23 protein-coding genes are annotated in these 21,996 nt (G+C 70.8%); 10 read left to right on the top strand and 13 right to left on the bottom strand.

Annotated elements, in window-relative coordinates; translation table 11 throughout:
* The first annotated feature begins 180 nt into the window (after positions 1–180).
* Positions 181–630 carry a sec-independent translocase gene (locus ACFY10_RS16275; protein ID WP_390665773.1) on the top strand — a complete coding sequence of 150 codons (450 nt, stop codon included), beginning with the start codon at positions 181–183 and terminating at the stop codon, positions 628–630.
* 259 nt (positions 631–889) lie between these two features.
* Positions 890–1,561, top strand: coding sequence for a hypothetical protein (locus ACFY10_RS16270; RefSeq protein ID WP_390665772.1), 672 nt, complete (start codon positions 890–892; stop codon positions 1,559–1,561).
* Positions 1,562–1,623: 62 nt separating this feature from the next.
* On the opposite strand, the gene ACFY10_RS16265 is transcribed toward ACFY10_RS16270, so the two are convergent.
* From ACFY10_RS16265 to ACFY10_RS16255, 3 genes are read right to left on the bottom strand one after another with little or no spacing between them, the layout of a single operon-like run.
* Positions 1,624–2,757 (bottom strand): Mrp/NBP35 family ATP-binding protein, encoded by a 1,134-nt coding sequence (locus ACFY10_RS16265; protein ID WP_390665771.1) that lies wholly within the window; start codon positions 2,755–2,757, stop codon positions 1,624–1,626.
* Positions 2,758–2,800: 43 nt separating this feature from the next.
* Positions 2,801–3,394: a DUF1003 domain-containing protein gene (locus ACFY10_RS16260; RefSeq protein ID WP_390665770.1), complete on the bottom strand. Its 594-nt coding sequence runs from the start codon at positions 3,392–3,394 to the stop codon at positions 2,801–2,803.
* On the bottom strand, positions 3,384–4,667 hold the full coding sequence (locus ACFY10_RS16255) for a magnesium transporter MgtE N-terminal domain-containing protein (RefSeq protein WP_390665769.1): 1,284 nt from the start codon (positions 4,665–4,667) through the stop codon (positions 3,384–3,386). The genes ACFY10_RS16260 and ACFY10_RS16255 overlap by 11 nt, the downstream gene beginning before the upstream one ends.
* A gap of 214 nt (positions 4,668–4,881) precedes the next feature.
* Here ACFY10_RS16255 and ACFY10_RS16250 point away from each other — a divergent pair, with 214 nt between their 5' ends.
* The gene (locus ACFY10_RS16250) at positions 4,882–5,625 is read left to right on the top strand and encodes a hypothetical protein (RefSeq protein ID WP_390665768.1); all 744 of its coding nucleotides are present in this window, start codon (positions 4,882–4,884) and stop codon (positions 5,623–5,625) included.
* Between the two features lie 107 nt (positions 5,626–5,732).
* Here the strand turns inward: ACFY10_RS16250 and ACFY10_RS16245 are convergent, their stop codons facing one another.
* Together ACFY10_RS16245 and ACFY10_RS16240 are read right to left on the bottom strand one after the other, a co-directional pair.
* Positions 5,733–6,245: a hypothetical protein gene (locus ACFY10_RS16245; protein ID WP_390665767.1), complete on the bottom strand. Its 513-nt coding sequence runs from the start codon at positions 6,243–6,245 to the stop codon at positions 5,733–5,735.
* A 23-nt stretch (positions 6,246–6,268) separates the two neighbouring features.
* Complete coding sequence (locus ACFY10_RS16240) at positions 6,269–7,387, bottom strand: magnesium and cobalt transport protein CorA (protein WP_390665766.1); 1,119 nt, start codon at positions 7,385–7,387, stop codon at positions 6,269–6,271.
* A gap of 476 nt (positions 7,388–7,863) precedes the next feature.
* Between ACFY10_RS16240 and ACFY10_RS16235 the strand changes: the two genes are divergently transcribed.
* A complete protein-coding gene (locus tag ACFY10_RS16235) occupies positions 7,864–8,448 on the top strand; it encodes a suppressor of fused domain protein (RefSeq protein WP_390665764.1) in 585 nt (194 codons plus the stop codon).
* Between the two features lie 41 nt (positions 8,449–8,489).
* On the opposite strand, the gene ACFY10_RS16230 is transcribed toward ACFY10_RS16235, so the two are convergent.
* The gene (locus tag ACFY10_RS16230; protein ID WP_390665763.1) at positions 8,490–9,716 is read right to left on the bottom strand and encodes an MFS transporter; all 1,227 of its coding nucleotides are present in this window, start codon (positions 9,714–9,716) and stop codon (positions 8,490–8,492) included.
* A 182-nt stretch (positions 9,717–9,898) separates the two neighbouring features.
* Between ACFY10_RS16230 and ACFY10_RS16225 the strand changes: the two genes are divergently transcribed.
* The 3 genes from ACFY10_RS16225 to ACFY10_RS16215 all read left to right on the top strand — a co-directional run bounded on the left by ACFY10_RS16225 (position 9,899) and on the right by ACFY10_RS16215 (position 12,257).
* Positions 9,899–10,540 carry a DUF6758 family protein gene (locus ACFY10_RS16225; RefSeq protein WP_390665762.1) on the top strand — a complete coding sequence of 214 codons (642 nt, stop codon included), beginning with the start codon at positions 9,899–9,901 and terminating at the stop codon, positions 10,538–10,540.
* A 191-nt stretch (positions 10,541–10,731) separates the two neighbouring features.
* On the top strand, positions 10,732–11,589 hold the full coding sequence (locus ACFY10_RS16220) for a PHP domain-containing protein (protein WP_390665761.1): 858 nt from the start codon (positions 10,732–10,734) through the stop codon (positions 11,587–11,589).
* Positions 11,590–11,651: 62 nt separating this feature from the next.
* Complete coding sequence (locus ACFY10_RS16215; protein ID WP_390665760.1) at positions 11,652–12,257, top strand: MarC family protein; 606 nt, start codon at positions 11,652–11,654, stop codon at positions 12,255–12,257.
* A gap of 104 nt (positions 12,258–12,361) precedes the next feature.
* Here the strand turns inward: ACFY10_RS16215 and ACFY10_RS16210 are convergent, their stop codons facing one another.
* Complete coding sequence (locus ACFY10_RS16210; RefSeq protein WP_390665759.1) at positions 12,362–12,514, bottom strand: hypothetical protein; 153 nt, start codon at positions 12,512–12,514, stop codon at positions 12,362–12,364.
* Positions 12,515–12,687: 173 nt separating this feature from the next.
* Between ACFY10_RS16210 and ACFY10_RS16205 the strand changes: the two genes are divergently transcribed.
* Entirely contained in the window at positions 12,688–13,581 is an 894-nt protein-coding gene (locus tag ACFY10_RS16205; protein ID WP_390665758.1) for an NYN domain-containing protein, read from the top strand.
* Between the two features lie 18 nt (positions 13,582–13,599).
* On the opposite strand, the gene ACFY10_RS16200 is transcribed toward ACFY10_RS16205, so the two are convergent.
* Both ACFY10_RS16200 and ACFY10_RS16195 read right to left on the bottom strand, forming a co-directional pair.
* Complete coding sequence (locus tag ACFY10_RS16200) at positions 13,600–14,484, bottom strand: alpha/beta fold hydrolase (RefSeq protein WP_390665757.1); 885 nt, start codon at positions 14,482–14,484, stop codon at positions 13,600–13,602.
* Between the two features lie 278 nt (positions 14,485–14,762).
* A complete protein-coding gene (locus tag ACFY10_RS16195) occupies positions 14,763–17,591 on the bottom strand; it encodes a DEAD/DEAH box helicase (RefSeq protein ID WP_390665756.1) in 2,829 nt (942 codons plus the stop codon).
* A 471-nt stretch (positions 17,592–18,062) separates the two neighbouring features.
* Here ACFY10_RS16195 and ACFY10_RS16190 point away from each other — a divergent pair, with 471 nt between their 5' ends.
* Entirely contained in the window at positions 18,063–18,800 is a 738-nt protein-coding gene (locus ACFY10_RS16190; protein WP_390665755.1) for a ferritin-like fold-containing protein, read from the top strand.
* Positions 18,801–18,839: 39 nt separating this feature from the next.
* Here ACFY10_RS16190 and ACFY10_RS16185 read toward each other — a convergent pair whose 3' ends face one another.
* From ACFY10_RS16185 to ACFY10_RS16170, 4 genes are all read right to left on the bottom strand, one after another.
* Positions 18,840–19,109 carry a hypothetical protein gene (locus ACFY10_RS16185; RefSeq protein WP_390666175.1) on the bottom strand — a complete coding sequence of 90 codons (270 nt, stop codon included), beginning with the start codon at positions 19,107–19,109 and terminating at the stop codon, positions 18,840–18,842.
* A gap of 193 nt (positions 19,110–19,302) precedes the next feature.
* Positions 19,303–19,530, bottom strand: a complete 228-nt coding sequence (locus tag ACFY10_RS16180; RefSeq protein WP_030929216.1) for a DUF3107 domain-containing protein — start codon at positions 19,528–19,530, stop codon at positions 19,303–19,305.
* A gap of 152 nt (positions 19,531–19,682) precedes the next feature.
* A complete protein-coding gene (locus tag ACFY10_RS16175; protein ID WP_390665754.1) occupies positions 19,683–20,327 on the bottom strand; it encodes a TetR/AcrR family transcriptional regulator in 645 nt (214 codons plus the stop codon).
* Between the two features lie 205 nt (positions 20,328–20,532).
* Positions 20,533–20,757, bottom strand: coding sequence for a hypothetical protein (locus ACFY10_RS16170; protein ID WP_390665753.1), 225 nt, complete (start codon positions 20,755–20,757; stop codon positions 20,533–20,535).
* A 164-nt stretch (positions 20,758–20,921) separates the two neighbouring features.
* On the opposite strand from ACFY10_RS16170, the gene ACFY10_RS16165 reads away from it, so the two are divergent.
* Positions 20,922–21,992, top strand: a complete 1,071-nt coding sequence (locus ACFY10_RS16165) for an alpha/beta fold hydrolase (RefSeq protein ID WP_390665752.1) — start codon at positions 20,922–20,924, stop codon at positions 21,990–21,992.
* The last annotated feature ends 4 nt before the right edge of the window (positions 21,993–21,996 follow it).

Genomic DNA, 21,996 nt, shown 5'->3' with positions numbered 1-21,996 from the left:
CCCCAACCCCCGCCCCACAAGGCAAACAACCCCCAAAACCGCGCATGAAGACGCACTCGGAGCCCCCGGGACAGTACCGGTCGTACGGGATGGCCGGGTACCGTGGATCCGGCCCGGACCACGGAAGACCCGCACAGACCACCGAGGGCCGAGGACCGAGGACATCGCAAGGAGCTTCAGGTGTTCAATGACATAGGGCCGCTCGAGCTGGTGACGCTCGTTGTCCTCGCCGTGCTCGTCTTCGGTCCGGACAAGCTCCCGAAGTTCATCCAGGACGTCACACGGACGATCCGCAAGATCCGTGAGTTCTCGGAGAGCGCCAAGCAGGACATCCGCAGCGAACTGGGCCCGGAGTTCAAGGACTTCGAATTCGAGGACCTCAACCCCAAGACGTTCATCCGCAAGCAGCTGGACAACGACGAACTGGGGCTCAAGGAGATCCGCAACGGCTTCGACCTGAAGAAGGAGATGGCCGAGGTCACGGATGCGGTCCACGGCACCGACTCGCCGTCGTCCTCGGCGTCCTCCTCGACCCCCTCGTCTTCGTCGGGTTCCACCGGCGGCCGTGTCGACATGACGAAGAAGCCCGAGGAAGACGACCGCCCGCCCTTCGACGCGGACGCCACCTGAGAGCCTGCGGACAAAGGCTCTGCGTCGTACGCCCCGGCTGATCCCCTGCGCCGTACGTGACGCGTTTCATAGTCCACGGCGCCTCAGCACGGCCTGAACCCGCCCTCGGCGCGACCCACGCGCCGGGCGGTATCCGGTGCGTCCTGAGTGGGGTGGCTATGCTGCCGAGTTGTTGTGCGGACCGTACTTCGAGGAGTAACGCCGCCCGAAGGGGGGCGGGCCGCTCCGGTCCGACGAGAGCAAGGAGGCGTCCGGGCACATGGAGACGACGAGTCAGGCAGTCGCGCAGGCGCCGGCCGCGGAGGGCGGAGAACAGCTCCCCTCCGCCCGGCGCACGGTCGACGGCTACCTGCTGGCGCCCTTCCCGTGGTACGGCCTCGACGAGGCCTTCACGGGGCCGCGCTGGCTGATGCAGGTCGGGACGGCGGCCGACGGAGCTGTCGAACACGGTTCGATCGGGCACGGCGAAGAGCCCTCCGTGAAGAACGAGTACGCGGTCGGTACGGCCGGCGAGCCCAAGGAGAAGTTCGCGGTCGTGGTCACGGTCGCGGCCAACCCCGTACGGCGCAGCGCGGACGGCACGGGGCTCCTGGAGGCCACCTCGGTGTCCTCGGCGGCCTGGCTCGCGGGTGTGGGGCTGCTGTCCTTCACCTGGCCGGGGCAGATGGACCACTCCCTGCGTGACGACTGGCTGGAGCAGCAGACCGAGACGGCGTGGGCCCTCGCGGACGACCTGGCCGGTCCGGACTGGTCGACGCTGTCCCTGCCGGTGGACGGCGTCCCGACGCCGTTCCACTACCGCGAGTCCGAGTTCGGCTGGGTCCTCGCGGGCTCCACGCAGCAAGGGGTGCACGTGGGGGCATACGGGAGAGGCATGAGCGCATATGGCCTGGGCTTCGCCATGATCAAGGACATCGGCACCTACGCCTAGCGAGGGTTACGACAATGGGGGCGCCCGTCCACACGGACGGCGCCCCCACAGTCGTAGCAGCCCTAGAACTTGTTCTTCGGCGTGATCCCCAGCGACAGTCCCGAAAGGCCGCGCTGGCGGCCGCCGAGCTTCCCCGCGATGCCGCGCAGGGCCGCGCCCGCCGGGGAGTCCGGGTCGGTCAGGACGACCGGCTTGCCCTCGTCGCCGCCCTCGCGGAGGCGGACGTCGATCGGGATGGAGCCGAGGACGGGGACCGTCGCACCGGTCGTACGGGTCAGGCCGTCCGCCACGCTCTGGCCGCCGCCCGTGCCGAAGACGTCGACCATCTCGCCGCAGTGCGGGCAGGGCAGGCCGGACATGTTCTCGACGACGCCGACGATCTTCTGGTGGGTCTGGACGGCGATGGAACCGGCGCGCTCGGCGACCTCCGCGGCCGCCTGCTGCGGGGTCGTCACGACCAGGATCTCGGCGTTCGGGACCAGCTGGGCGACCGAGATGGCGATGTCGCCCGTGCCCGGGGGGAGGTCGAGGAGCAGTACGTCCAGGTCGCCCCAGTACACGTCCGCCAGGAACTGCTGCAGCGCGCGGTGGAGCATCGGGCCGCGCCAGACCACCGGGGCGTTGCCCGGCGTGAACATGCCGATGGAGATGACCTTCACGCCATTGGCCGAAGGCGGCATGATCATGTTCTCGACCTGGGTGGGACGCCCGTCCGCACCCAGCATGCGCGGCACGGAGTGGCCGTAGATGTCGGCGTCGACGACGCCCACCTTGAGGCCGTCGGCGGCCATCGCCGCCGCCAGGTTCACCGTCACCGAGGACTTGCCCACGCCGCCCTTGCCGGACGCGACCGCGTACACGCGGGTGAGCGAGCCCGGCTTGGCGAAGGGCACCTCGCGCTCGGCCGTGCCGCCGCGCAGGGCTGCCGCCAGCTCCTTGCGCTGCTCGTCGCTCATCACGTCGAGCGTGACGTCGACGCGCGTGACGCCCTCGACCCGGGAGACCGCCTCGGTCACGCGCTGCGTGATCGTCTCGCGCATCGGGCAGCCGGAGACCGTCAGGTACACGGTGACCGCGACCGTCCCGTCCGCGCCGATCTGGACCGACTTCACCATCCCGAGCTCGGTGATGGGCCGGTTGATCTCGGGGTCGTTCACCGTCGCCAGTGCTTCGCGCACCGCGTCTTCGCTAGCCATAAGGACGATGGTACGGCGCTGCACGCGTAGCCCGGAAAGCCCGTCAGTGGTCGTCTACGTCACGTCCGTGCGGCCGATCTGCCCGGAATACGACGTGCTGGTGATGGCCGTTCTGCCGCTCCTCCAGCTCCTTGACCAGGTCCTGCACCTCCGAGCGGATCCAGTCGCGGGTCGCCACCTCGCCGAGGCCGATGCGCAGGGCGGCGATCTCGCGGGTCAGGTACTCGGTGTCGGCGATGGAGCGCTCGTTCTGCTTGCGGTCCTGTTCGAGGTTGACCCGGTCCCGGTCGTCCTGCCTGTTCTGCGCGAGCAGGATCAGCGGGGCCGCGTAGGAGGCCTGCAGGGACAGCATCAGGGTCAGGAAGATGAACGGGTAGTTGTCGAAGCGCAGGTCGTGCGGTGCGAAGACGTTCCACAGCACCCACGCGATGATGACGACCGTCATCCAGACGATGAACCGTCCGGTGCCCAGGAACCGTGCGATGCGCTCCGAGAGCCGTCCGAAGGCCTCCGGGTCCCACTCCGGCAGGATCCGGCGGCGCGGCGGCCGCGGCTGGTCGAGGCGGGGACGCGTGCGCGAGGTCGCCGTCGCACCCACCGGGGTGCGCTCGCGGGCGGTCTCGCGCTCAGGCGCCATGGGCGGCCGCCTCGTTCTCCTCGAGGTGGAACTCGGTCTCCCGCCAGTCCTCGGGCAGCATGTGGTCCAGTACGTCGTCCACGGTCACCGCGCCGAGCAGCGAGCCGGCCTCGTCGACGACGGGCGCCGCGACCATGTCGTAGGTCGCGAAGAACCCGGCGACCAGGGGCAGCGCGGCGTCCGGGGCGAGGGCCTGCAGGTCGTCGTCGACGACTGCGCTGACCAGCGTGTACGGCGGCTCACGCAGCAGGCGCTGGAAGTGGACCGTTCCCAGGTACTTGCCGGTCGGCGTCTCGTCCGGCGGGCGGCAGACGTAGACCTGGGCGGCCAGGGCGGGCGACAGGTCGGGGTTGCGCACGCGCGCGAGGGCGTCGGCCACGGTGGCGTCGGGGCGGAGCACGATCGGCTCGGTGGTCATGAGCCCGCCGGCCGTCTTCTCCTCGTACGCCATGAGCCGGCGCACGTCGGCCGCCTCGTCCGGCTCCATCAGGGCCAGCAGACGCTCCTTGTCGTCCTCCGGGAGCTCGGAGAGCAGGTCTGCGGCATCGTCCGGGTCCATGGCCTCCAGGACGTCGGCGGCGCGCTCCTCCTTCAGCTTGCCGAGGATCTCGATCTGGTCGTCCTCGGGGAGCTCTTCGAGTACGTCGGCCAGGCGGTCGTCGTCGAGGGCGGCGGCGACCTCGGCGCGGCGCTTGGAGGAGAGGTGGTGCAGGACGTTGGCGAGGTCGGCGGGGCGCAGCTGCTCGAAGGTGGCCAGGAGGCTCTCGGCGCCCTGTCCGTGCTCCTCCAGGGAGAAGCCGGTGACGGCGGACCAGTCGACGGTCAGCGTCTCGCCCTTGGCCCGCCGGAAGGTGCCGCTCTTCCCCTTTCGCACGAACACCCGGCCGATCTCCCAGTCCCGGCGGGCCGGCAGTTGCTGCACCGACAGGTCGAGGACGGTGACCTGCTCGCCGGTCTCGACGAGGGTGACGCGCCGGTCGAGGAGCTCGCCGAAGACGAGGCGCTCGGTGGGGCGCTGCTCGAAGCGGCGGACGTTGAGCACGCCGGTGGTGATGACCTGGCCGGACTCGATGCTGGTCACCCGGGTCATGGGCAGGAAGATGCGGCGCCGGCTGGGCAGTTCGACGACCAGCCCGAGCACCCGCGGCGGCCGCCGCCCGACGCGCAGCATGACGACCAGATCGCGCACGCGGCCCACCTGATCGCCGTTCGGATCGAAGGCGGCGACGCCCGCGAGGTGCGAGACGAAGATCCGGGGCGCGCCCGCTGCCATGGCTGCGCCTCCTTTTCGTACGGGTGTCCAGTGCTGCGTGTCGCTGCTGTGCGGCTTTTCCGAATTGCCCGCTCGGATGGGCTTCAGGCTAGCCCGTACCGATCGGATCCGGCCTGGTGGGAGGTCCGGACGGACTGGCTCCGCTCGGCCTGAGACGGCACGGGTACGCTGCCGTACGCTCCTCGCGTCCCTCGACTGAAAGGCAGCCCCACCTGTGACTGCGATTGCCCTGGGCCGAAGCCGTCGGACCTCGCTGGTGAGTGCGGTGTGCGCGCTGGTGGTGACGGGGACGGGGCTGCTTGCGGGATGCAGCGAGGACCCCGACGCGGGCACGAACGGGGTCGGCAAGCTGCCGGCCGACAAGATCCAGTCGAAGACCAGGGCGGCCGCCGAAGCCGCCGAAGCGGTACGTCTCTCCGGAACCGTGGTCACCAACGGGCGCACGTACCGACTCGACATGCGCCTGAAGTCCGGCGGCGGCAGCGGATCGGTCACCTCCAAGGGGGTGGCCTTCGGGCTGCTGCGGATCGGTGAGCAGCTGTATCTGAAGGCCGACGCGGAATTCTGGAACCACGTGGACGGCAACAAGGACGCGTCGGCCGCGGGCACGCTCGACGGCAAGTATGTGAAGGTGCCGCAGGGCGACCCCTCGTACAAGAAGTTCAGCGGGTTCACGGACAAGGACGTCCTCCTCGACGGCCTGCTGACCCTGCACGGCGCGCTCGCGACGGACGGCCACCACGAGCAGGCGGGCACCCGCACCATCCGCATCACCGGCGACAAGGGCTCCGGCGGCACGCTGGACGTCTCCCTGGAGGGCACGCCCTACCCCCTCCGCCTGGAACGCGCAGGCGGCGCCGGCACCCTGACCTTCTCCTCCTGGGGCAAGGACTTCACACTCACCGAGCCGAAGAAGAACGAAACGGTGGACTACGGCAAGAAACTCCCGGCGTCGTAACGGCGCCCCTGAAGGGGCGCGGGGCTGTGTCGATATGCGGCTCCGCCGCGTGGGCGCGACCAGCCACGATGGCGCCGCAGACGAAGACGGCCCCTCCCGCGGAGCGCCTAGCGGCGCCTGCGCTTCCTGAAAAGCAGCCGCGGCAACCCCGCAGGCATCGGCTGACGAGTCGTGGCCGGCGAAGGCAGCGGCGCCTCGGCCAGGCTGCCGTCGGGCAGGGGCGCCGAGGCCCCCACGGGCTCCAGCCGCAGCACCCGGCACTCGCGGGCCCAACGGCCCGGCATGGCCTCGCCGTCGGGGGCGTTCAGCCGCTTGCCCTTGAGCTCGGCGACCGTCGCCTCCCACGCCTCGGAACCCGGCGTCAGCTCCACGACCTTCGCCGGCCAGGACACCAGCCGGCCGCCCTTGTCCTTGCTGCGGACCGTCACCTCGGCGCCGGCCCCGTCGGCCAGCCCCGGCAGCGGCTGCTCGCCCGGTCCGTCGCCGACGACGCACGCGGCACCCTCGTGCCACACGTGCCACAGCGCACGGGCCGCGGCACCCGGACCCCTGACCCAGATGAGGCCGGACTTCTTGGTGGCCTCCTCGACGAGGGCCTGGTCGAGCAGCTCGCTTGTCATGGGCCCAGCCTATCGAGGCGCCCTCACAGCCAGCCGTTCCGCTTCAGAGTGCGGTGGATGGCCAGGCAGACCCCGACCGTGAAGCTGAGCACCAGCGGGTACCCGAACCGCCAGTGGAGCTCGGGCATGTGGTCGAAGTTCATGCCGTACACCCCGGTCACCATCGTCGGTACGGCGATGATCGCGGCCCAGGCGGTGATCTTGCGCATGTCCTCGTTCTGCGCGACGGACGCCTGCGCGAGGTTGGCCTGGAGGATCGAGTTGAGCAGCTCGTCGAAGCCGATGACCTGCTCCTGGACGCGGGCGAGGTGGTCGGCGACGTCCCGGAAGTACTTCTGGATGTCGGGGTCGATCAGCCGCATCGGCCGCTCGCTCAGCAGCTGCATGGGGCGCAGCAGCGGGGCCACGGCCCGCTTGAACTCCAGCACCTCGCGCTTGAGCTGGTAGATCCGCGCCGAGTCCACACCGCGCGAGACACCGCCCCGGCGCCCCGGCGAGAACACCTCGGTCTCCACCTCGTCGATGTCGTCCTGGACGGCGTCGGCGACCGCGACATAGCCGTCGACGACATGGTCGGCGATCGCGTGCAGCACCGCAGAGGGGCCCTTGGCGAGCAGCTCGGGGTCGTCCTGCAGCCGGTGCCGCAGCGCGCGCAGCGAGCCCTGGCCGCCGTGCCGGACGGTGATGAAGAAGTCCCGTCCGGTGAAGCACATGACCTCGCCGGTCTCCACGACCTCGCTGGTGGCGGTGAGTTCGTCGTGCTCGACGTAGTGGATGGTCTTGAAGACGGTGAAGAGGGAGTCGTCGTAGCGCTCCAGCTTGGGCCGCTGGTGGGCCTGGACCGCGTCCTCCACGGCCAGCGGGTGCAGCCCGAACTCGCGGGCGATACCGGCGAATTCGGCCTCGGTCGGCTCGTGCATCCCGATCCACACGAAGCCCCCGTCGCGGCGCACCTTGCGCATCGCCTCGTGCGGGGTGAGCGGCTTGCCGGTGTCGACGCGGGCCCCGTCGCGGTAGACCGCGCAGTCGACGACGGCGGACGGCGTCGAGGGGTCGCGAGTCGTGTCGTACACGCCGGTGTCCTTGCGCAGGGAGATGCGGGACGGCCGGACCGCGGCGCGGAGGTCACGGATCATCGACATGGCTGGCTCCTTCGTGACAGGCAACGAAAGGGCGCCGACGACGGATGGAACTGCCCGGAATGGGGACGTCCTGGCTGCGGGTGTTTGGCACGTCCACAAAGCGGGGAGCACCGCACCGTCGCGGTGGCGAGCTTCGCTACTGATTCAGATCAGACAGATCAGGCAAAACGAAACGAAGTGCTCTTCCGCGGGAAGACGTGAGCGTGAAAGGCGGCAGTCAGCCAGAGCCGGATCAGCTGTATCAGCGGCGGGAAGAGCGAGTGGTACTGCACGGGTGACTTCGATCCATGACAGCCCCACCTCCTCCGGCCGGTCCCTCGTAAGGGACGATTCGCTCCCGTAGGGGAGTCTCAATCGGCGTCGGGATTTGATCGCGACGCTTCTGCGTGCTGCCCCGACGACCGGGCCAGACTACCAGCCGCCCAAAGTGTCAAGGCGCTGCTTTGCCCGGTACTGACGAGTTCTATGCTCACCGCATGGTTGATGTTCTCCCTCTGGTCGAGGCCCGGTTGCGCAGCGCGCTGGGTGAACCGGACGCGCGTGCGGCGGTCACGTTCCTGGGCACGGACCGCATCGAGGTGCTGCGTTTCCAGGAGGGCGACATCGTCCGCTACGCCACGCTCGGCATGTCCGCGCAGCCGATGAGTGACCCCACCGCGGTGCTCGCCGACCCGGTCAAGGGCCCGCGCGCGGAGCTGGTCCTCTCAGTGCGCGGCGGCCTCGCCGACACCGACAAGGCGCTCCGCCCACTGGCCGTACTCGCCGCGTCCCCCCAGGTCGAGGGCGTGATCGTGGCCCCCGGCGCCTCGCTCGACGTCGGCGAACCCCTGTGGCCCGGCGCCCCGTTCAGCTCCGTCCTGGTCGCCGAGCCGGGCGGTCTGGTCGAGGACCTCGACCTCGACGAGCCGCTCGATCCGGTCCGCTTCCTGCCCCTGCTCCCCATGACGCCGAACGAGGCCGCCTGGAAGCGTGTGCACGGCGCCCAGGCCCTCCAGGAGCGCTGGCTGACGAACGGGACGGACCTGCGGGATCCGTCCCGCAGGTCCGTCCCGCTGGACTGAACGCCGAGTGAGCAAGCTCACCAACGCGCGGCCGGAATCGGTCAGTTGGCAAAGACCGTGACGCCGTCCTCGGTCGCGTGCTTCGGCTCGGACTCCTCGGCCTCGTGCGTGAGCGCGTTCCGCCGTACGAGCACGACCACCGCGCCCAGCACCGCGGTGACCGCCGCGACCACGAACGGGATGTGGATGTCGCTCCACTCCTCGATCTTCGGCGCGAAGTACGGCGCGGCCGCGGCCGCGAACCAGCGCACGAAGTTGTAGCCCGCGCTCGCCACGGGACGGGGCGCGTCCGATACGCCGAGGGCCAGCTCCGTGTACACCGTGTTGTTCACGCCGATGAAGGCACCGGAGAGGATCGTGCAGACGACGGCCGTGGTGTGGCTGCCGTAGCCGAGAACGAGGACGTCGGCCGCGAGCAGCACCAGCGAGCTGCCGAGCACCTTGAGTGAGCCGAAGCGCTCCTGCATCCGCGGGGCCACGAGCACCGAGAAGACGGCGAGGAGCACGCCCCACGCGAAGAACACGGCACCCGACTTGTACGGGGTCATGTTCAGCACGAACGGTGTGAAGGCCAGCACGGTGAAGAAGGTGTAGTTGTAGAAGAACGCCGATACGGCCGCGGAGGCGAGGCCGCCGTGGCCGAGCGCCTTGATGGGGTCGAGGAGAGAGGTCTTCCGCGCCGGCGTCGGCTGCTCCTTGAGGAACGCCGTGATGCACAGGAAGCCGACCGCCATCAGGAACGCGGTGCCGAAGAAGGGGTAGCGCCAGCTCTGGTTGCCGAGCAGCGCGCCCAGCAGCGGGCCGCAGGCCATGCCGAGGCCGAGTGCGGACTCGTAGAGCAGGATCGCGGCGGCGCTGCCGCCCGCCGCCGCGCCGACGATGACCGCGAGGGCGGTCGAGACGAAGAGTGCGTTGCCCAGGCCCCAGCCCGCGCGGAAGCCGACGAGTTCGGCGACCGAGTTCGACGTACCGGCAAGGCCCGCGAAGACCACGACGAAGGCGAGACCGAGCAGCAGCGTCTTGCGGCCGCCGATGCGGCTGGAGGCGAAGCCGGTGACCAGCATGGCGACCGCGGTGATCAGGAAGTACGAGGTGAAGAGCAGGGAGACCTGGCCGGCCGTGGCGTCGAGGCCCTTGGCGATGGACGGCAGGATCGGGTCGACGAGTCCGATGCCCATGAAGGCCACGACGGACGCACCGGCCGTCGCCCACACGGCCTTCGGCTGCCGCAGGATGCCGCCCGCTCCCGCGTCGAATGGGTCGTCCATGCTTCCTCCACTCTCGATCGGGTCCCGATCAGGATTTAGTTGGTGTATGCACACAGTAAGTTAGGGCGGCTAATTAATGCAAGATGCATCTACTTCCGGTGGTGAGGGTTCCGGTGAAGGGTTCCGTCCGGACGGGTGATCGTCCTTGACGTGGGGGAGCGGGGGTAGGACCGTGGGGCCCTATGAGGGGCGAACCCAGTTGCCCGAAGTGTGGTGGCCGGGTCAGGGCTCCCGGACTCTTCGCCGATTCCTGGCAGTGCGATGTGCACGGCACCGTGCATCCGCTGCAGCCCGTGATCCCGCCCAGCGTCGAGGCCCTCAATGTCGTGGTGCACCGCACGCAGGTACCGGTGTGGATGCCGTGGCCGCTGCCGGTCGGCTGGCTGTTCACGGGCGTGGCCTGTGCGGGTGACGACCGCCATGGTGGTCGTGCCACTGCCGTGGCCTGCTCCGGGCCGGGGCCGCTCGGCGGCATAGGGGAGCTGATCCTGGTCGCCGAGGAGCTCGGTGTCGGGCTCGGTGCGCGGTACGCGGGCATGGACGGACCGGATCCGGGGCCGTACATGAACGTCGAGAAGCCGCCCCAGGCCAAGGTGCTGGCGGGTGGGCGGCCCACTCCGCTGTGGCATGTCGCCGGCAGCGCCGACGACCGGGCGGTGTTCGCGGGCGAGGCGCGTGGGTTGTGGCTGTGGGCGGTTGTGTGGCCCGAGCAGTCGGGGCTGCTGATGTACGACGAGTTGGTGCTGACGGATCTGCGGGATGCGGGGGCCGAGGTGGAGCTGGTGCCCTGCGGGGCGCTGTCGCCGCGCTTGCTTGAGCCGTAGCGCCTACTGGGGTGGGGTGCGGGGTTGTCTGGCGTGTGCGGATTGTGGGTGGCTGATCGCGCAGTTCCCCGCGCCCCTGAAGGCGGTGTTGGTAGGGGGCGCTCAGTAGGTGCGGGTGTGACAGGGGGCCGTGAAAATCCGGTTATCCTTGAGCGTCCGCTTCTGTTCCGTCATCGCCTGGAGTCCGCGTAGTGCGTATCGATCTGCACGCCCACTCCACTGCTTCCGACGGTACGGACACCCCGGCCGAGCTGGTGCGCAATGCTGCCGCGGCCGGGCTGGACGTCGTCGCGCTGACCGATCACGACACCACCCGTGGGTATGCCGAGGCGATTGCCGCGGTGCCGGAGGGGCTCACGCTTGTCACCGGGGCCGAGCTGTCCTGCCGTATCGACGGTGTCTCCATGCACCTGCTTGCCTACCTCTTCGACCCCGAGGAGCCGGCGCTGCTGGCCGAGCGCGAGCTGGTGCGCGACGACCGGGTGCCGCGGGCCAAGGGCATGGTCGCCAAGCTGAACGGGCTGGGCGTGCCGGTCACCTGGGAGCAGGTCGAGCGGATCACCAAGGGCGGGACGGTCGGGCGGCCGCATGTCGCGACCGCGCTCGTCGAGCTCGGCGTCGTACCGACCGTGAGTGACGCATTCACCGAGGACTGGCTGGCCGACGGGGGGCGGGCCTTCGTCGAGAAGCACGAGACGGACCCCTTCGAGGCGATCCGGCTGGTCAAGGCCGCGGGCGGGGTCACCGTCTTCGCGCACCCGGGGGCCAGCAAGCGCGGCCGTACGGTGCCGGAGTCCGCGATCACCGAGATGGCCGCCGCCGGGCTCGACGGCATCGAGGTCGACCACATGGACCATGACCTGGAGACACGGGCGCGGCTGCGGGGGCTGGCCAAGGAACTGGGGCTGCTGACCACCGGGTCCAGCGACTACCACGGCAGCCGCAAGACGTGCGTGCTCGGCGAGTACGTCACGGATCCCGAGGTCTACGGGGAGATCACCCGGCGGGCGACCGGGGCGTTCCCAGTGCCGGGGACCGGCGGAGCCTGAGGGTCCATTCCGCACCTCCCCCTCCCGTCCATTTCTTTTCCTGCAAGGCGTGTAGCTCACCCATGTTCGACGTCGCCGTCTTCGGCTCCCTGTTCCTGACCCTTTTTGTCATCATGGATCCCCCCGGGATCACCCCGATCTTCCTCGCCCTGACCGCCGGACGCCCCGGCAAGGTGCAGAAGCGGATGGCCTTCCAGGCCGTGTGCGTGGCGGGCGGTGTGATCACCGTCTTCGGGCTCCTGGGGCACCAGATCCTCAACTACCTGCACGTCTCCGTGCCCGCGCTGATGATCGCGGGCGGGCTGCTGCTCCTGCTCATCGCCCTCGACCTGCTGACCGGCAAGACCGACGAGCCGAAGCAGACCAAGGACGTCAACGTGGCGCTCGTACCGCTGGGCATGCCGCTGCTGGCCGGCCCCGGTGCCATCGTGTCCGTCATCCTCGCCGTGCAGAAGGCCGACAGTGTCGCCACGCAGATGTCGGTGTGGGCGGCGATCCTCGCCATCCATGTCGTGCTGTGGCTGGTCATGCGGTACTCGCTGCTGATCATCCGGGTCATCAAGGACGGGGGCGTGGTCCTGGTGACGCGGCTCGCGGGCATGATGCTCTCCGCGATCGCCGTGCAGCAGATCATCAACGGCGTCACGCAGGTGATCAAGGGCGCCTGAGCCCCGCGGAGCGCCTTGTATGCGCAGAGCCCCCGTACGGCGTCGATGCCGTACGGGGGCTCTGAAGCTGCTGCGGTGATCCGCGTCTGCGTCGTTGTCGTCTGTTACGCGGCCGAGCTCTCGGCCGGTCGGATCCAGAGCCGCTGTCCGATGGCGGCGGCCTGCTGAACGATCCGGTTGACGGAGGCGGCGTCCACGACGGTGCTGTCCACGGTCGTGCCGTTGACCTCGTCAAGTCGCATGATTTCGAAGCGCACGGCCTCTCCCTTCGTCTCTCTGTGTACGTCCTAGTCAACGGCCTGCGTGTTACAAACATTCCCTACGCTAAAGAAATTTTTCGAACGTCTAACTACTAGCCGGTAAGACACCGTCGAGGAGACCGACCGGGACCGGTTGTGTTCGCAGCGTGACCGCCGGGACAATGGAGACGATGAACGACGACCTCGCGGCCCTCAGCGCCCGCATCGACCGCACGAACGAGCTGCTGCAGCGCATGCTCGCCGAGGTGGCGAAGACGCCCTCGACCCATGCGATCTTCGTCGACGCGGGCTACCTGTACGCGGCCGCGGGGCGGCTGGTGGCAGGGACGGAGGACCGTCGCGCGTTCGACCTGGACGCGGAGGGGCTGATCGAGGCGCTCATCGACCGGGCCCGCACGATCTTCGCGGACAGCCGGCTGCTCCGCGTCTACTGGTACGACGGCGCCCGCCGCCGTATCCACACCGCCGAGCAGCAGTCGATCGCCGAACTCCCGGATGTGAAGGTCCGGCTCGGCAACCTGAACGCCAACAACCAGCAGAAGGGCGTCGATTCGCTGATCAGGACGGACCTGGAGTCACTGGCCAGACACCGGGCGATCAGCGATGCGGCACTGCTGGGCGGCGACGAGGACCTGGTGTCGGCGGTCGAGGCGGCGCAGGGGTACGGGGCACGCGTCCACCTTTGGGGCATCGAGGCCCCCGAGGGGCGCAACCAGGCGGAGCCCCTGCTCTGGGAGGTCGACAGCCAGCGCACCCTCGACCTCGACTTCTTCAAGCCGTACGTCTCCCGGCGCACCGCGGCCGCCTACGAGGCCACCGCCACCCGCCCCACCCGCGAGGACGTCCGCTTCGTCGGCGCGCAGATCGCGGCGAAGTGGCTGGCCGCGCGGGGCCGCGACTCCCTGGCGGAACTGCTGCCCGGCCACCCCTACCTGCCGGGCTCGGTGGACCAGGACCTGCTGGTGGAGGCGGAGGGGCTGCTGCAGTACTCCCTGCGCGGGCAGGCGGACCTGCGGCGCGCGCTGCGGGACGGGTTCTGGGAGCACCTGCAGGCGCAGTACTAGGGCAGTACTAGGGCCGTACTAGGGCCTGTTGCGGTCCCAGAAGTCGGCGAAGGCGCGGGCCGTCTCGAGGGGCTTGTCGGTGTTGGGGGAGTGCTCGGCGCCCTGGACGACGGTGCGGTGTGCGCGCAGGCGCAGCGCCATGTCGTCGAGCAGGGTCACCGGCCAGGTGTCGTCACGGGAACCCGACAGGACGTGGAACGGCAGCCGGACGGCGGCCAGCTCGGCCACGCGGTCCGGTTCCACGCACAACTGGCGGCCCGTGGCGATGAGTTGGGCCGGCTTGTTGCCCAGCCAGCGGCGGCGCAGGTCGTCCTGGTCGTCGAGGCCGCCGTCCAGATCCCCGGACTCCCCGGTCTCGGTCTCCTCCGGCGACTCCATGGCCTGGATCGCCTCCCACACCTCGGCCATGCTCATCACGGCGAGCGCGTCCCTCAGCAGCTTGACGCGCTGCTGCTGGGAGCCGGAGATCTGGGCGGGGCCGGAGGCCATGAGGGTGAAGGACAGAAAGGGGGCGTGGTCCAGCAGCACCGCGGCCCGCGCGATCTGCCCGCCGAGGGAGTGGCCGACGAGGTGCACGGGGGTGCCGAGGGCGGCGGCCTGGGCGAGCACGTCCTGCGCCAACTCGGCCTGGGCGTAGGCCGATTCGTCGTGCTCGGGCCCGTCGGACTCGTACTGCCCCCGCCCGTCCACCGCGACGGTCCGGTAGCCGCGTGCCGCGAGCGGCTGGTGCAGCGGGTTGTAGTCCTCCTTGCTGCCGGTGAACCCGGGCAGCAGCAGCGCGGTTCCCTTGGGGGCGACGCCGTCCGCCACGGGCGCGTCGACGACGGCGAACTCTCCGCGCGCGGTGCGCAGCGAGTACGCGCGGGCGCCGGGGGGCGGGGTGAAGGTCGGGGGCCTGCTCATGAGGTGAGGTTATCGGGCCGGGGTGTCGGGGAGGGGGACGGGCTGGGGCATCCGGGGGTGAGGGGGGAGGGCCGTAGGGGGTGCGGGCAGCCGGGGAGGAAGGCCGGCGGGCATGCCTGCGGGTGTGGGAACCGGGGCTGGGGCATCCGGGGGTGAGGGGAGAGGGCCGTGGGGGGCGCCGGCAGCCGGGGAGGAAGGCCGGCGGGCATGCATGCGGGTGTGGGAACGCCGACGGCCCGGCCCAGGTGAGCTGGGCCGGGCCGTCGGTGAGTGAGCGGTCAGCTCTCCGTGGGCTCCGCGGCGGCCGTGGCCTTCCGCGTACGACGCGCCCTGGGCTTCGCCTCGGCGGTGTCGACCGCAGCTTCCGCCGCAGCCGTCGCCTTGCGGGCGCGGGTGCGGGGCTTGGCCTCGGGCTCCTCGGCGGCCTGTGCCGGGATCTCGGCCACGGTGGCGGCCTTGCGGGTGCGGCGCGGCTTCGCCTCGGCGGCCTCCGCCGTGTCGACCGCGGCGGTCGCCGCCTTCCGTGCGCGGGTGCGGGGCTTCGCCTCCTCGGCAGGCTCCGCGGCGGCGGCCGTCTTGCGGGTGCGGCGCGGCTTGGCCTCCGCGCCCTCGGCCGTGTCGACCGCAGCAGTCGCCTTGCGGGTACGACGAGGGTTCGCCACCTCCGGCGCCGGGGCGGCGTCGGAGGACTCGGCGACCTTGCGGGTACGCCGAGTGGGCGCGGCCTCGGTGGTTTCCTCGGCGGCGGCCGTCTTGCGCGTACGGCGCGGCTTGGCTTCCGCGCCCTCGGCGGTGTCGACCGCAGCCTCCGCCGCAGCCGTCGCCTTGCGGGCGCGGGTGCGGGGCTTGGCCTCGGGCTCCTCGGCGGCCTGCGCCGGGATCTCGGCCACGGTGGCGGCCTTGCGGGTACGGCGCGGCTTCGCCTCGACCGCATCGGCGGTGGCCTCTGCGGCAGCCGCCGTCTTGCGCGTACGGCGGGGCTTGGCCTCCGCGGCCTCGGCCGTGTCGACCGCGGCTTCCGCGGCGGCGGCCGTCTTGCGGGTGCGGCGCGGCTTGGCCTCGGTGGCCTCGGCGGTGGCGACGGCGGTCTCTGCGGCGGCCGTGGCCTTGCGGGTCCGGGTGCGGGGCTTGGCCTCGGTTGCTTCGGCCGTGTCGACCGCGGCTTCCGCGGCGGCAGCCGTGGCCTTGCGGGTCCGGGTGCGCGGCTTGGCCTCGGTGGCCTCCGCCGTGTCGACCGTGGACTCCGCGGCGGCCGTCGCCTTGCGGGTGCGGCGGCGCGGTGCGGTCTCCGTCGGCTCGGGGGCCGACTCGGTGGTGCCCTCGGCGGTGGCGACAGCAGTCTCCGCGGCGGCCGTGGCCTTGCGGGTCCGGGTGCGGGGCTTGGTCTCGGTGGCCTCGGCCGTGTCGACCGCGGTCTCCGCGGCGGCCGTCGCCTTGCGGGTGCGGCGGCGCGGCGTGGCGGCGGGAGCCTCGGGCTCCGCGGCTGCCGGGGCTTCCTCTGTCGCCGGAGCCTCAGCGGCGAGCGACTCCGCAGCCGCCGTGCCCTCCGCGGACCTGCGGGTGCGGCGGCGGCGCGGCTGCGACGGGGCCTCGGGGGCGTCCAGGGCGGGGCCCTCCGCCGTCGTGACGGCGGCTTCCGCGGCCTCGGGTGCCGTGGTCGTGGCCGTCACCAGCTCCGATGCCGAACCGCCGCGGGTGCGGCGACGGCGACGCGGGGTGCGGGGACCGGCGGTCTCCTCGGACGGCGAGACCGCCGTCGAGGCCTCCGGAGCGGCCGTCGCGTCCGCCGCCGCCCCAGCGCGCGTACGGCGGCGGCGACGCGGCGTACGCTCCGGGCGCTCACGCTCGGCGGACCGGGACTCGCCCCGGCCGCCCCGCTCGGGGCGGCCACCACGACCGCGTGCACCGCGACCGCCGGTCTCGCCCAGGTCCTCGAGCTCCTCCGCGTCGAGCCCGGCACGCGTGCGCTCGGCGCGCGGCAGGACACCCTTGGTGCCCGCGGGGATGTTCAGCTCCTCGAAGAGGTGCGGGGAGGTGGAGTACGTCTCCGGCGGGTCGTTGAAGGACAGCTCCAGCGCCTTGTTGATCAGCTGCCAGCGCGGGATGTCGTCCCAGTCGACCAGGGTGATCGCGATGCCCTTGGCGCCCGCGCGGCCGGTGCGGCCGATGCGGTGCAGGTACGTCTTCTCCTCTTCGGGAGACTGGTAGTTGATGACGTGCGTCACGCCCTCGACGTCGATGCCGCGGGCGGCGACGTCGGTGCAGACGAGGACGTCCACCTTGCCGTTGCGGAAGGCGCGCAGCGCCTGCTCGCGGGCGCCCTGGCCGAGGTCGCCGTGGACCGCTCCGGCCGCGAAACCGCGCTGCTTGAGCTGGTCGGCGAGGTCGGCCGCGGTGCGCTTCGTACGGCAGAAGACCATGGCCAGTCCCCGGCCGTCGGCCTGCAGTATGCGCGCGACCATCTCGGGCTTGTCCATGTTGTGCGCGCGGTACACGTGCTGCGAGGTGTTCGCGACCGTCGCGCCCTGGTCGTCCGGCGCGGTGGCGCGGATGTGCGTGGGCTGCGACATGTAGCGGCGCGCGAGACCGATGACCGCGCCCGGCATGGTCGCCGAGAACAGCATCGTCTGACGGCGGGCCGGCAGCAGATTGATGATCTTCTCGACGTCGGGCAGGAAGCCCAGGTCGAGCATCTCGTCGGCCTCGTCGAGGACGAGGGCCTTGACGTGCTTGAGGTTGAGCTTCTTCTGGCCCGCGAGGTCGAGCAGCCGGCCCGGGGTGCCGACGACCACGTCGACGCCCTGCTTGAGGGCCTCGACCTGGGGCTCGTAGGCCCGGCCGCCGTAGATGGCCAGAACGCGTACGTTGCGGACCTTGCCCGCGGTCAGCAGGTCGTTGGTGACCTGCGTGCACAGCTCGCGCGTGGGGACGACGACGAGCGCCTGCGGGGTGTCGGTGAGGTCCTCGGGCTTCGCGCGGCCCGCCTCGACGTCCGCGGGGACGGTGACGCGCTCGAGGAGCGGGAGGCCGAAGCCCAGCGTCTTGCCGGTGCCGGTCTTGGCCTGGCCGATGACGTCCGTGCCGGAGAGGGCGACGGGGAGGGTCATCTCCTGGATGGGGAAGGGGGTGATGATGCCGACGGCCTCGAGGGCCTCGGCGGTCTCGGGAAGGATGCCGAGATCTCTGAACGTGGTAGTCAGGGTGCTGCCTCTTCTGTGTGCGCGGTGCGAGGCGAGCGCGGGGGTCTTTGACGGACCGTGCCGGGGGACGTCGGCTGCCTTACGGGCTTGCCGTAACGCACGGGACCACTGCCGACGCTCTAGCGCTCGTACCGCTGAGGGGGTCCCTCCGGACGCCGTACGCGATGTGCCGTACGGATATGGAGGGCTGTCGGGTCGGAGCCGATCGGGCCACCGACCGGGCATCCTCATACGTGCGGCCCGTCGAGTAGTCGGCAGGCGCATTACCACCATACCCCGGAATCACGCACACGCGATGGCCGATTTGGTCACGTAGCCGTCATCACACTGATTGACCAGGGACTTCCACGGCTCGGCAAGCGGACTATTGTGCGCTTCATGACGACGCCTGACAACACCTCTGACGCACCCGCCGAGCACACCGGAGTGGCCGCCCAGGACTGGGCCAAGGCCTCCGCGGACCCGCAGTACCGGGCCGCGGTCGTCGACCTCCTCGGTGCCCTCGCGTACGGCGAACTCGCGGCGTTCGAGCGGCTCGCGGAGGACGCCAAGCTGGCGCCGACGCTGGCGGACAAGGCGGAGCTGGCGAAAATGGCGTCGGCGGAGTTCCACCACTTCGAGCGGCTGCGCGACCGGCTCACGGAGATCGGCGAGGAGCCCACGCGCGCGATGGAGCCGTTCGTCGCCGCGCTGGACGGCTTCCACCGGCAGACGGCGCCCTCGGACTGGCTGGAGGGGCTCGTCAAGGCCTACGTCGGCGACTCGATCGCCAGTGACTTCTACCGCGAGGTGGCCGCGCGGCTCGACGCGGACTCGCGCGAGCTGGTGCTGGCCGTTCTGGACGACACCGGGCACGCCGGCTTCGCCGTGGAGAAGGTGCGCGCCGCGATCGACGCCGATCCGCGCGTGGGCGGCCGTCTCGCGCTGTGGGCCCGGCGTCTCATGGGCGAGGCCCTGTCGCAGTCCCAGCGGGTGGTCGCGGACCGCGACGCGCTGTCGACGATGCTCGTGGGGGGCGTGGCCGACGGGTTCGACCTCGCCGAGGTCGGCCGGATGTTCTCCCGTATCACCGAGGCCCACACGAAGAGGATGGCCGCCCTGGGGCTCGCCGCCTAGCTCTCGCCTTCCTGGTTGTCCTGGTCGTCCCGGTCGGGGCTACGCCGGCGCTGATCGCCGGCGGAGTCTCCCGGCCGGGCGCACCAGCAGGGAGAGCGAGGCCGCGGAGACGATCGCCGCGCCGAGCAGGATGAACAGGATGTTGCCGGGGTCCAGCGCGCTGTGCGTCACGAAGGCGCCGAAGAGGGACCCGGCGACGCCGGTCGCGAGCACCAGGGAACGGGTGGGCAGACGGTCGGACAGGCGGTGGATCGCCGCCCATGCCAGCACGAGACCGAGAAGTGCGGAGCCGAGCGCTTCGAACAACATCATGAGGTCCCTCCCACACGGCCACACTGCCCATCACGGTCGTAGCCCGTCATACCCGTGACCTGCGGAATACAATCCTCCTCTGTGCGTGACTTGTGCTCCAGATGTGGAGAAAAAAAATCTTGGAGTGAAAGCGGGAGGGGCCCGGCGACCGATGGTCGCCGGGCCCCTCCCGTGATGTGCTGATGTGCGCCTACAGCGCTCCGAAACCCACCTTGCGCGGGGCCGGCTCGCCGAGCTCGACGTAGGCGAGGCGCTCGGCCGGGACGAGGACCTTGCGGCCGTGCTCGTCCACGAGGGTCAGCAGCTGCGACTTCCCGGCCAGTGCCTCGGCCACGACCCGCTCGACCTCCTCGGCACTCTGACCGCTCTCCAGAACGATCTCGCGGGGCGCGTGCTGCACGCCGATCTTGACCTCCACGGCTATGTCCCTCCGACGGTCAGTGATGTGCGCGACCTATACGCGCCGTACCCAGCACACATTAGCCCGGTGAGGCGATGTGCACGCTCCGGGCCTGCACGCCAGGAGCGAACAGCGGAGGGGAACAAACGGCCCCCACGCGCGTGTGCGTGTCAGTGGTGCTGTTCGGTGCCGTGCAGCGGGAAGCCCGCGATACCGCGCCAGGCGAGCGACGTCAGCAACTGCACCGCCTGGTCGCGCGGCACGCTGCGGTCGCTGTGCAGCCAGGAGCGGGCCACCACCTGGGCGAGGCCGCCGAGGCCGGAGGCCAGCAGCATCGACTCCGCGCGCGAGAGGCCGGTGTCCTCGGCGATGACCTCGCAGATCGCCTCCGCGCACTCGGTCGTCACCTTGTCGACGCGCTCGCGCACCGCCGGCTCGTTCGTCAGGTCCGACTCGAAGACCAGGCGGAAGGCGCCGCCGTCGTCCTCGACGTACGCGAAGTAGGCGTCCATCGTCGCCCGTACGCGCTGCTTGTTGTCGGTCGTCGACGCGAGTGCTCCGCGTACCGCCCCGATCAGCGACTCGCAGTGCTGGTCCAGCAGTGCGAGGTAGAGGTCGAGCTTGCCCGGGAAGTGCTGGTAGAGCACCGGCTTGCTGACGCCGGCCCGCTCGGCGATGTCGTCCATCGCGGCCGCGTGGTACCCCTGCGCCACAAAGACTTCCTGCGCGGCGCCCAGCAACTGGTTCCGTCGGGCACGGCGCGGCAGGCGGGTGCCCCGCGGGCGTGCCGCCTCTGTCTGCTCGATGGCTGTCACGCCGCCTCCCAAAATCGTCCACATGCGGTGTGCGCCGCGCGGCCATCGTACTTTTCGGTAACCCCGGTGTGCGCGGTGCGAGCGCAGAATTTCACGGACCGGACGGCGGCGAAAGCTGTGCAGAGGGTTTCAAAACGGATCAAAGTGGGCAGTGGATCGCCTCGTTCCAGCTCAGCGGCACCCTCCGGCGCCCTCGTATCCCGCGTCAGCGGTAGTCGTCCTCGTCGATGGAGACGACGCGGCGCTGCTCGACGAGGTCGGCCTCGTTCGCACGGGCCGGGTCCACGTCCTCGAGAGGGTCGTCGCGGTCCGGTGCCGGGTGCGCGTACTGTTCCGCGGCGTCGTTCTCGGGAGCCTCGACGTCGATCTCCTGGGCTTCCTGCGTGTCCTCGTCCTCGAACGTCTCGGGATCGGTGGGGTCTACGGCCATGGTTGGGCTCCCTTCCTACGAATGTCCCTGGAAGAAGCAGGGGCCACAGCGGGTGCCCTCTGTACGAGCCTAGGAGACACCCGAAGCGGACGCTATGCAGTGTGCAGGCGATCTGTGACGGCGAACACACGAGCCACTGCGTGATCGTCTCGTAACATTGCCGCATGTCTTCGACCGAGCTGCCCTCCGTGCCGGCGACCACTGCGCTCCCGAAGGTGGCGCCCGTCAGGGTCGCGGACGGTGAGCGGCTCAGGTCGGTCGGGCTGCCGGGGATCACGTTGTCGGTGCGGGCGAGACCACCGGCCCGTGAGGGACTGCCGCCCGCGCTGTACGTCCACGGGCTCGGCGGTTCCTCGCAGAACTGGTCGGCGCTGATGCAGCAGTTGGAGGGTGTCGTCGACGGCGAGGCCGTCGACCTGCCGGGCTTCGGCGACTCGCCGCCGCCGGATGACGGCGACTACTCGGTCACCGGGCACGCGCGCGCGGCCATCCGCTTCCTCGACGCGGCCGGACGCGGGCCCGTGCACCTCTTCGGCAACTCGCTCGGCGGCTCCGTCGCCACCCGCGTCGCGGCGCTGCGGCCGGACCTCGTACGGACGCTGACGCTGGTGTCGCCGGCGCTGCCGGAGATCCGCGTCCAGCGGACCGCGGTCCCCACGGCGATGCTGGCGCTGCCCGGTGTCGCCGGACTCTTCAGCCGGTTCACCAAGGAGTGGTCTGCGGAGGAGCGGGTCCGCGGAGTCATGGCGCTCTGCTACGGCGACCCCGGGCGGGTGACGCCGGAAGGTTTCCGCAATGCGGTCGAGGAGATGGAGCGGCGCCTCCAACTGCCGTACTTCTGGGACGCGTTGACGCGCTCCGCGCGCGGGGTGGTGAACGCCTACACGCTGGGCGGCCAGCACGGCCTGTGGCGCCAGGCCGAGCGCGTCCTCGCCCCGACCCTGCTCGTCTACGGCGGCCGGGACCAGCTCGTCGGCTTCCGCATGGCCCAGCGGGCGGCCCGCGCCTTCCGCGACTCCCGCCTTCTCACCCTGCCGGAAGCGGGTCACGTGGCGATGATGGAGTACCCGGAGACGGTGGCCCGGGCCTTCTGTGAACTCCTCGACGACGCGGGAGAGTTGGCCGACGGCTTCCCGTTCGGGAAACCGGCTTCCGCCGCAGGCGCGGCCTCCCCCGACGGAGGTGGCCCGGTCGTCGACGACGGCGAGGCCGCTGCCGAGAGCGCGGGGAGCTGAGGGC

This window comes from Streptomyces sp. NPDC001401, assembly GCF_042895385.1.
Lineage (GTDB): Bacteria > Actinomycetota > Actinomycetes > Streptomycetales > Streptomycetaceae > Streptomyces.
The sequence above is the reverse complement of the archived record's forward strand: the minus strand, read 5'-3'. Positions and strand labels throughout refer to the sequence as shown.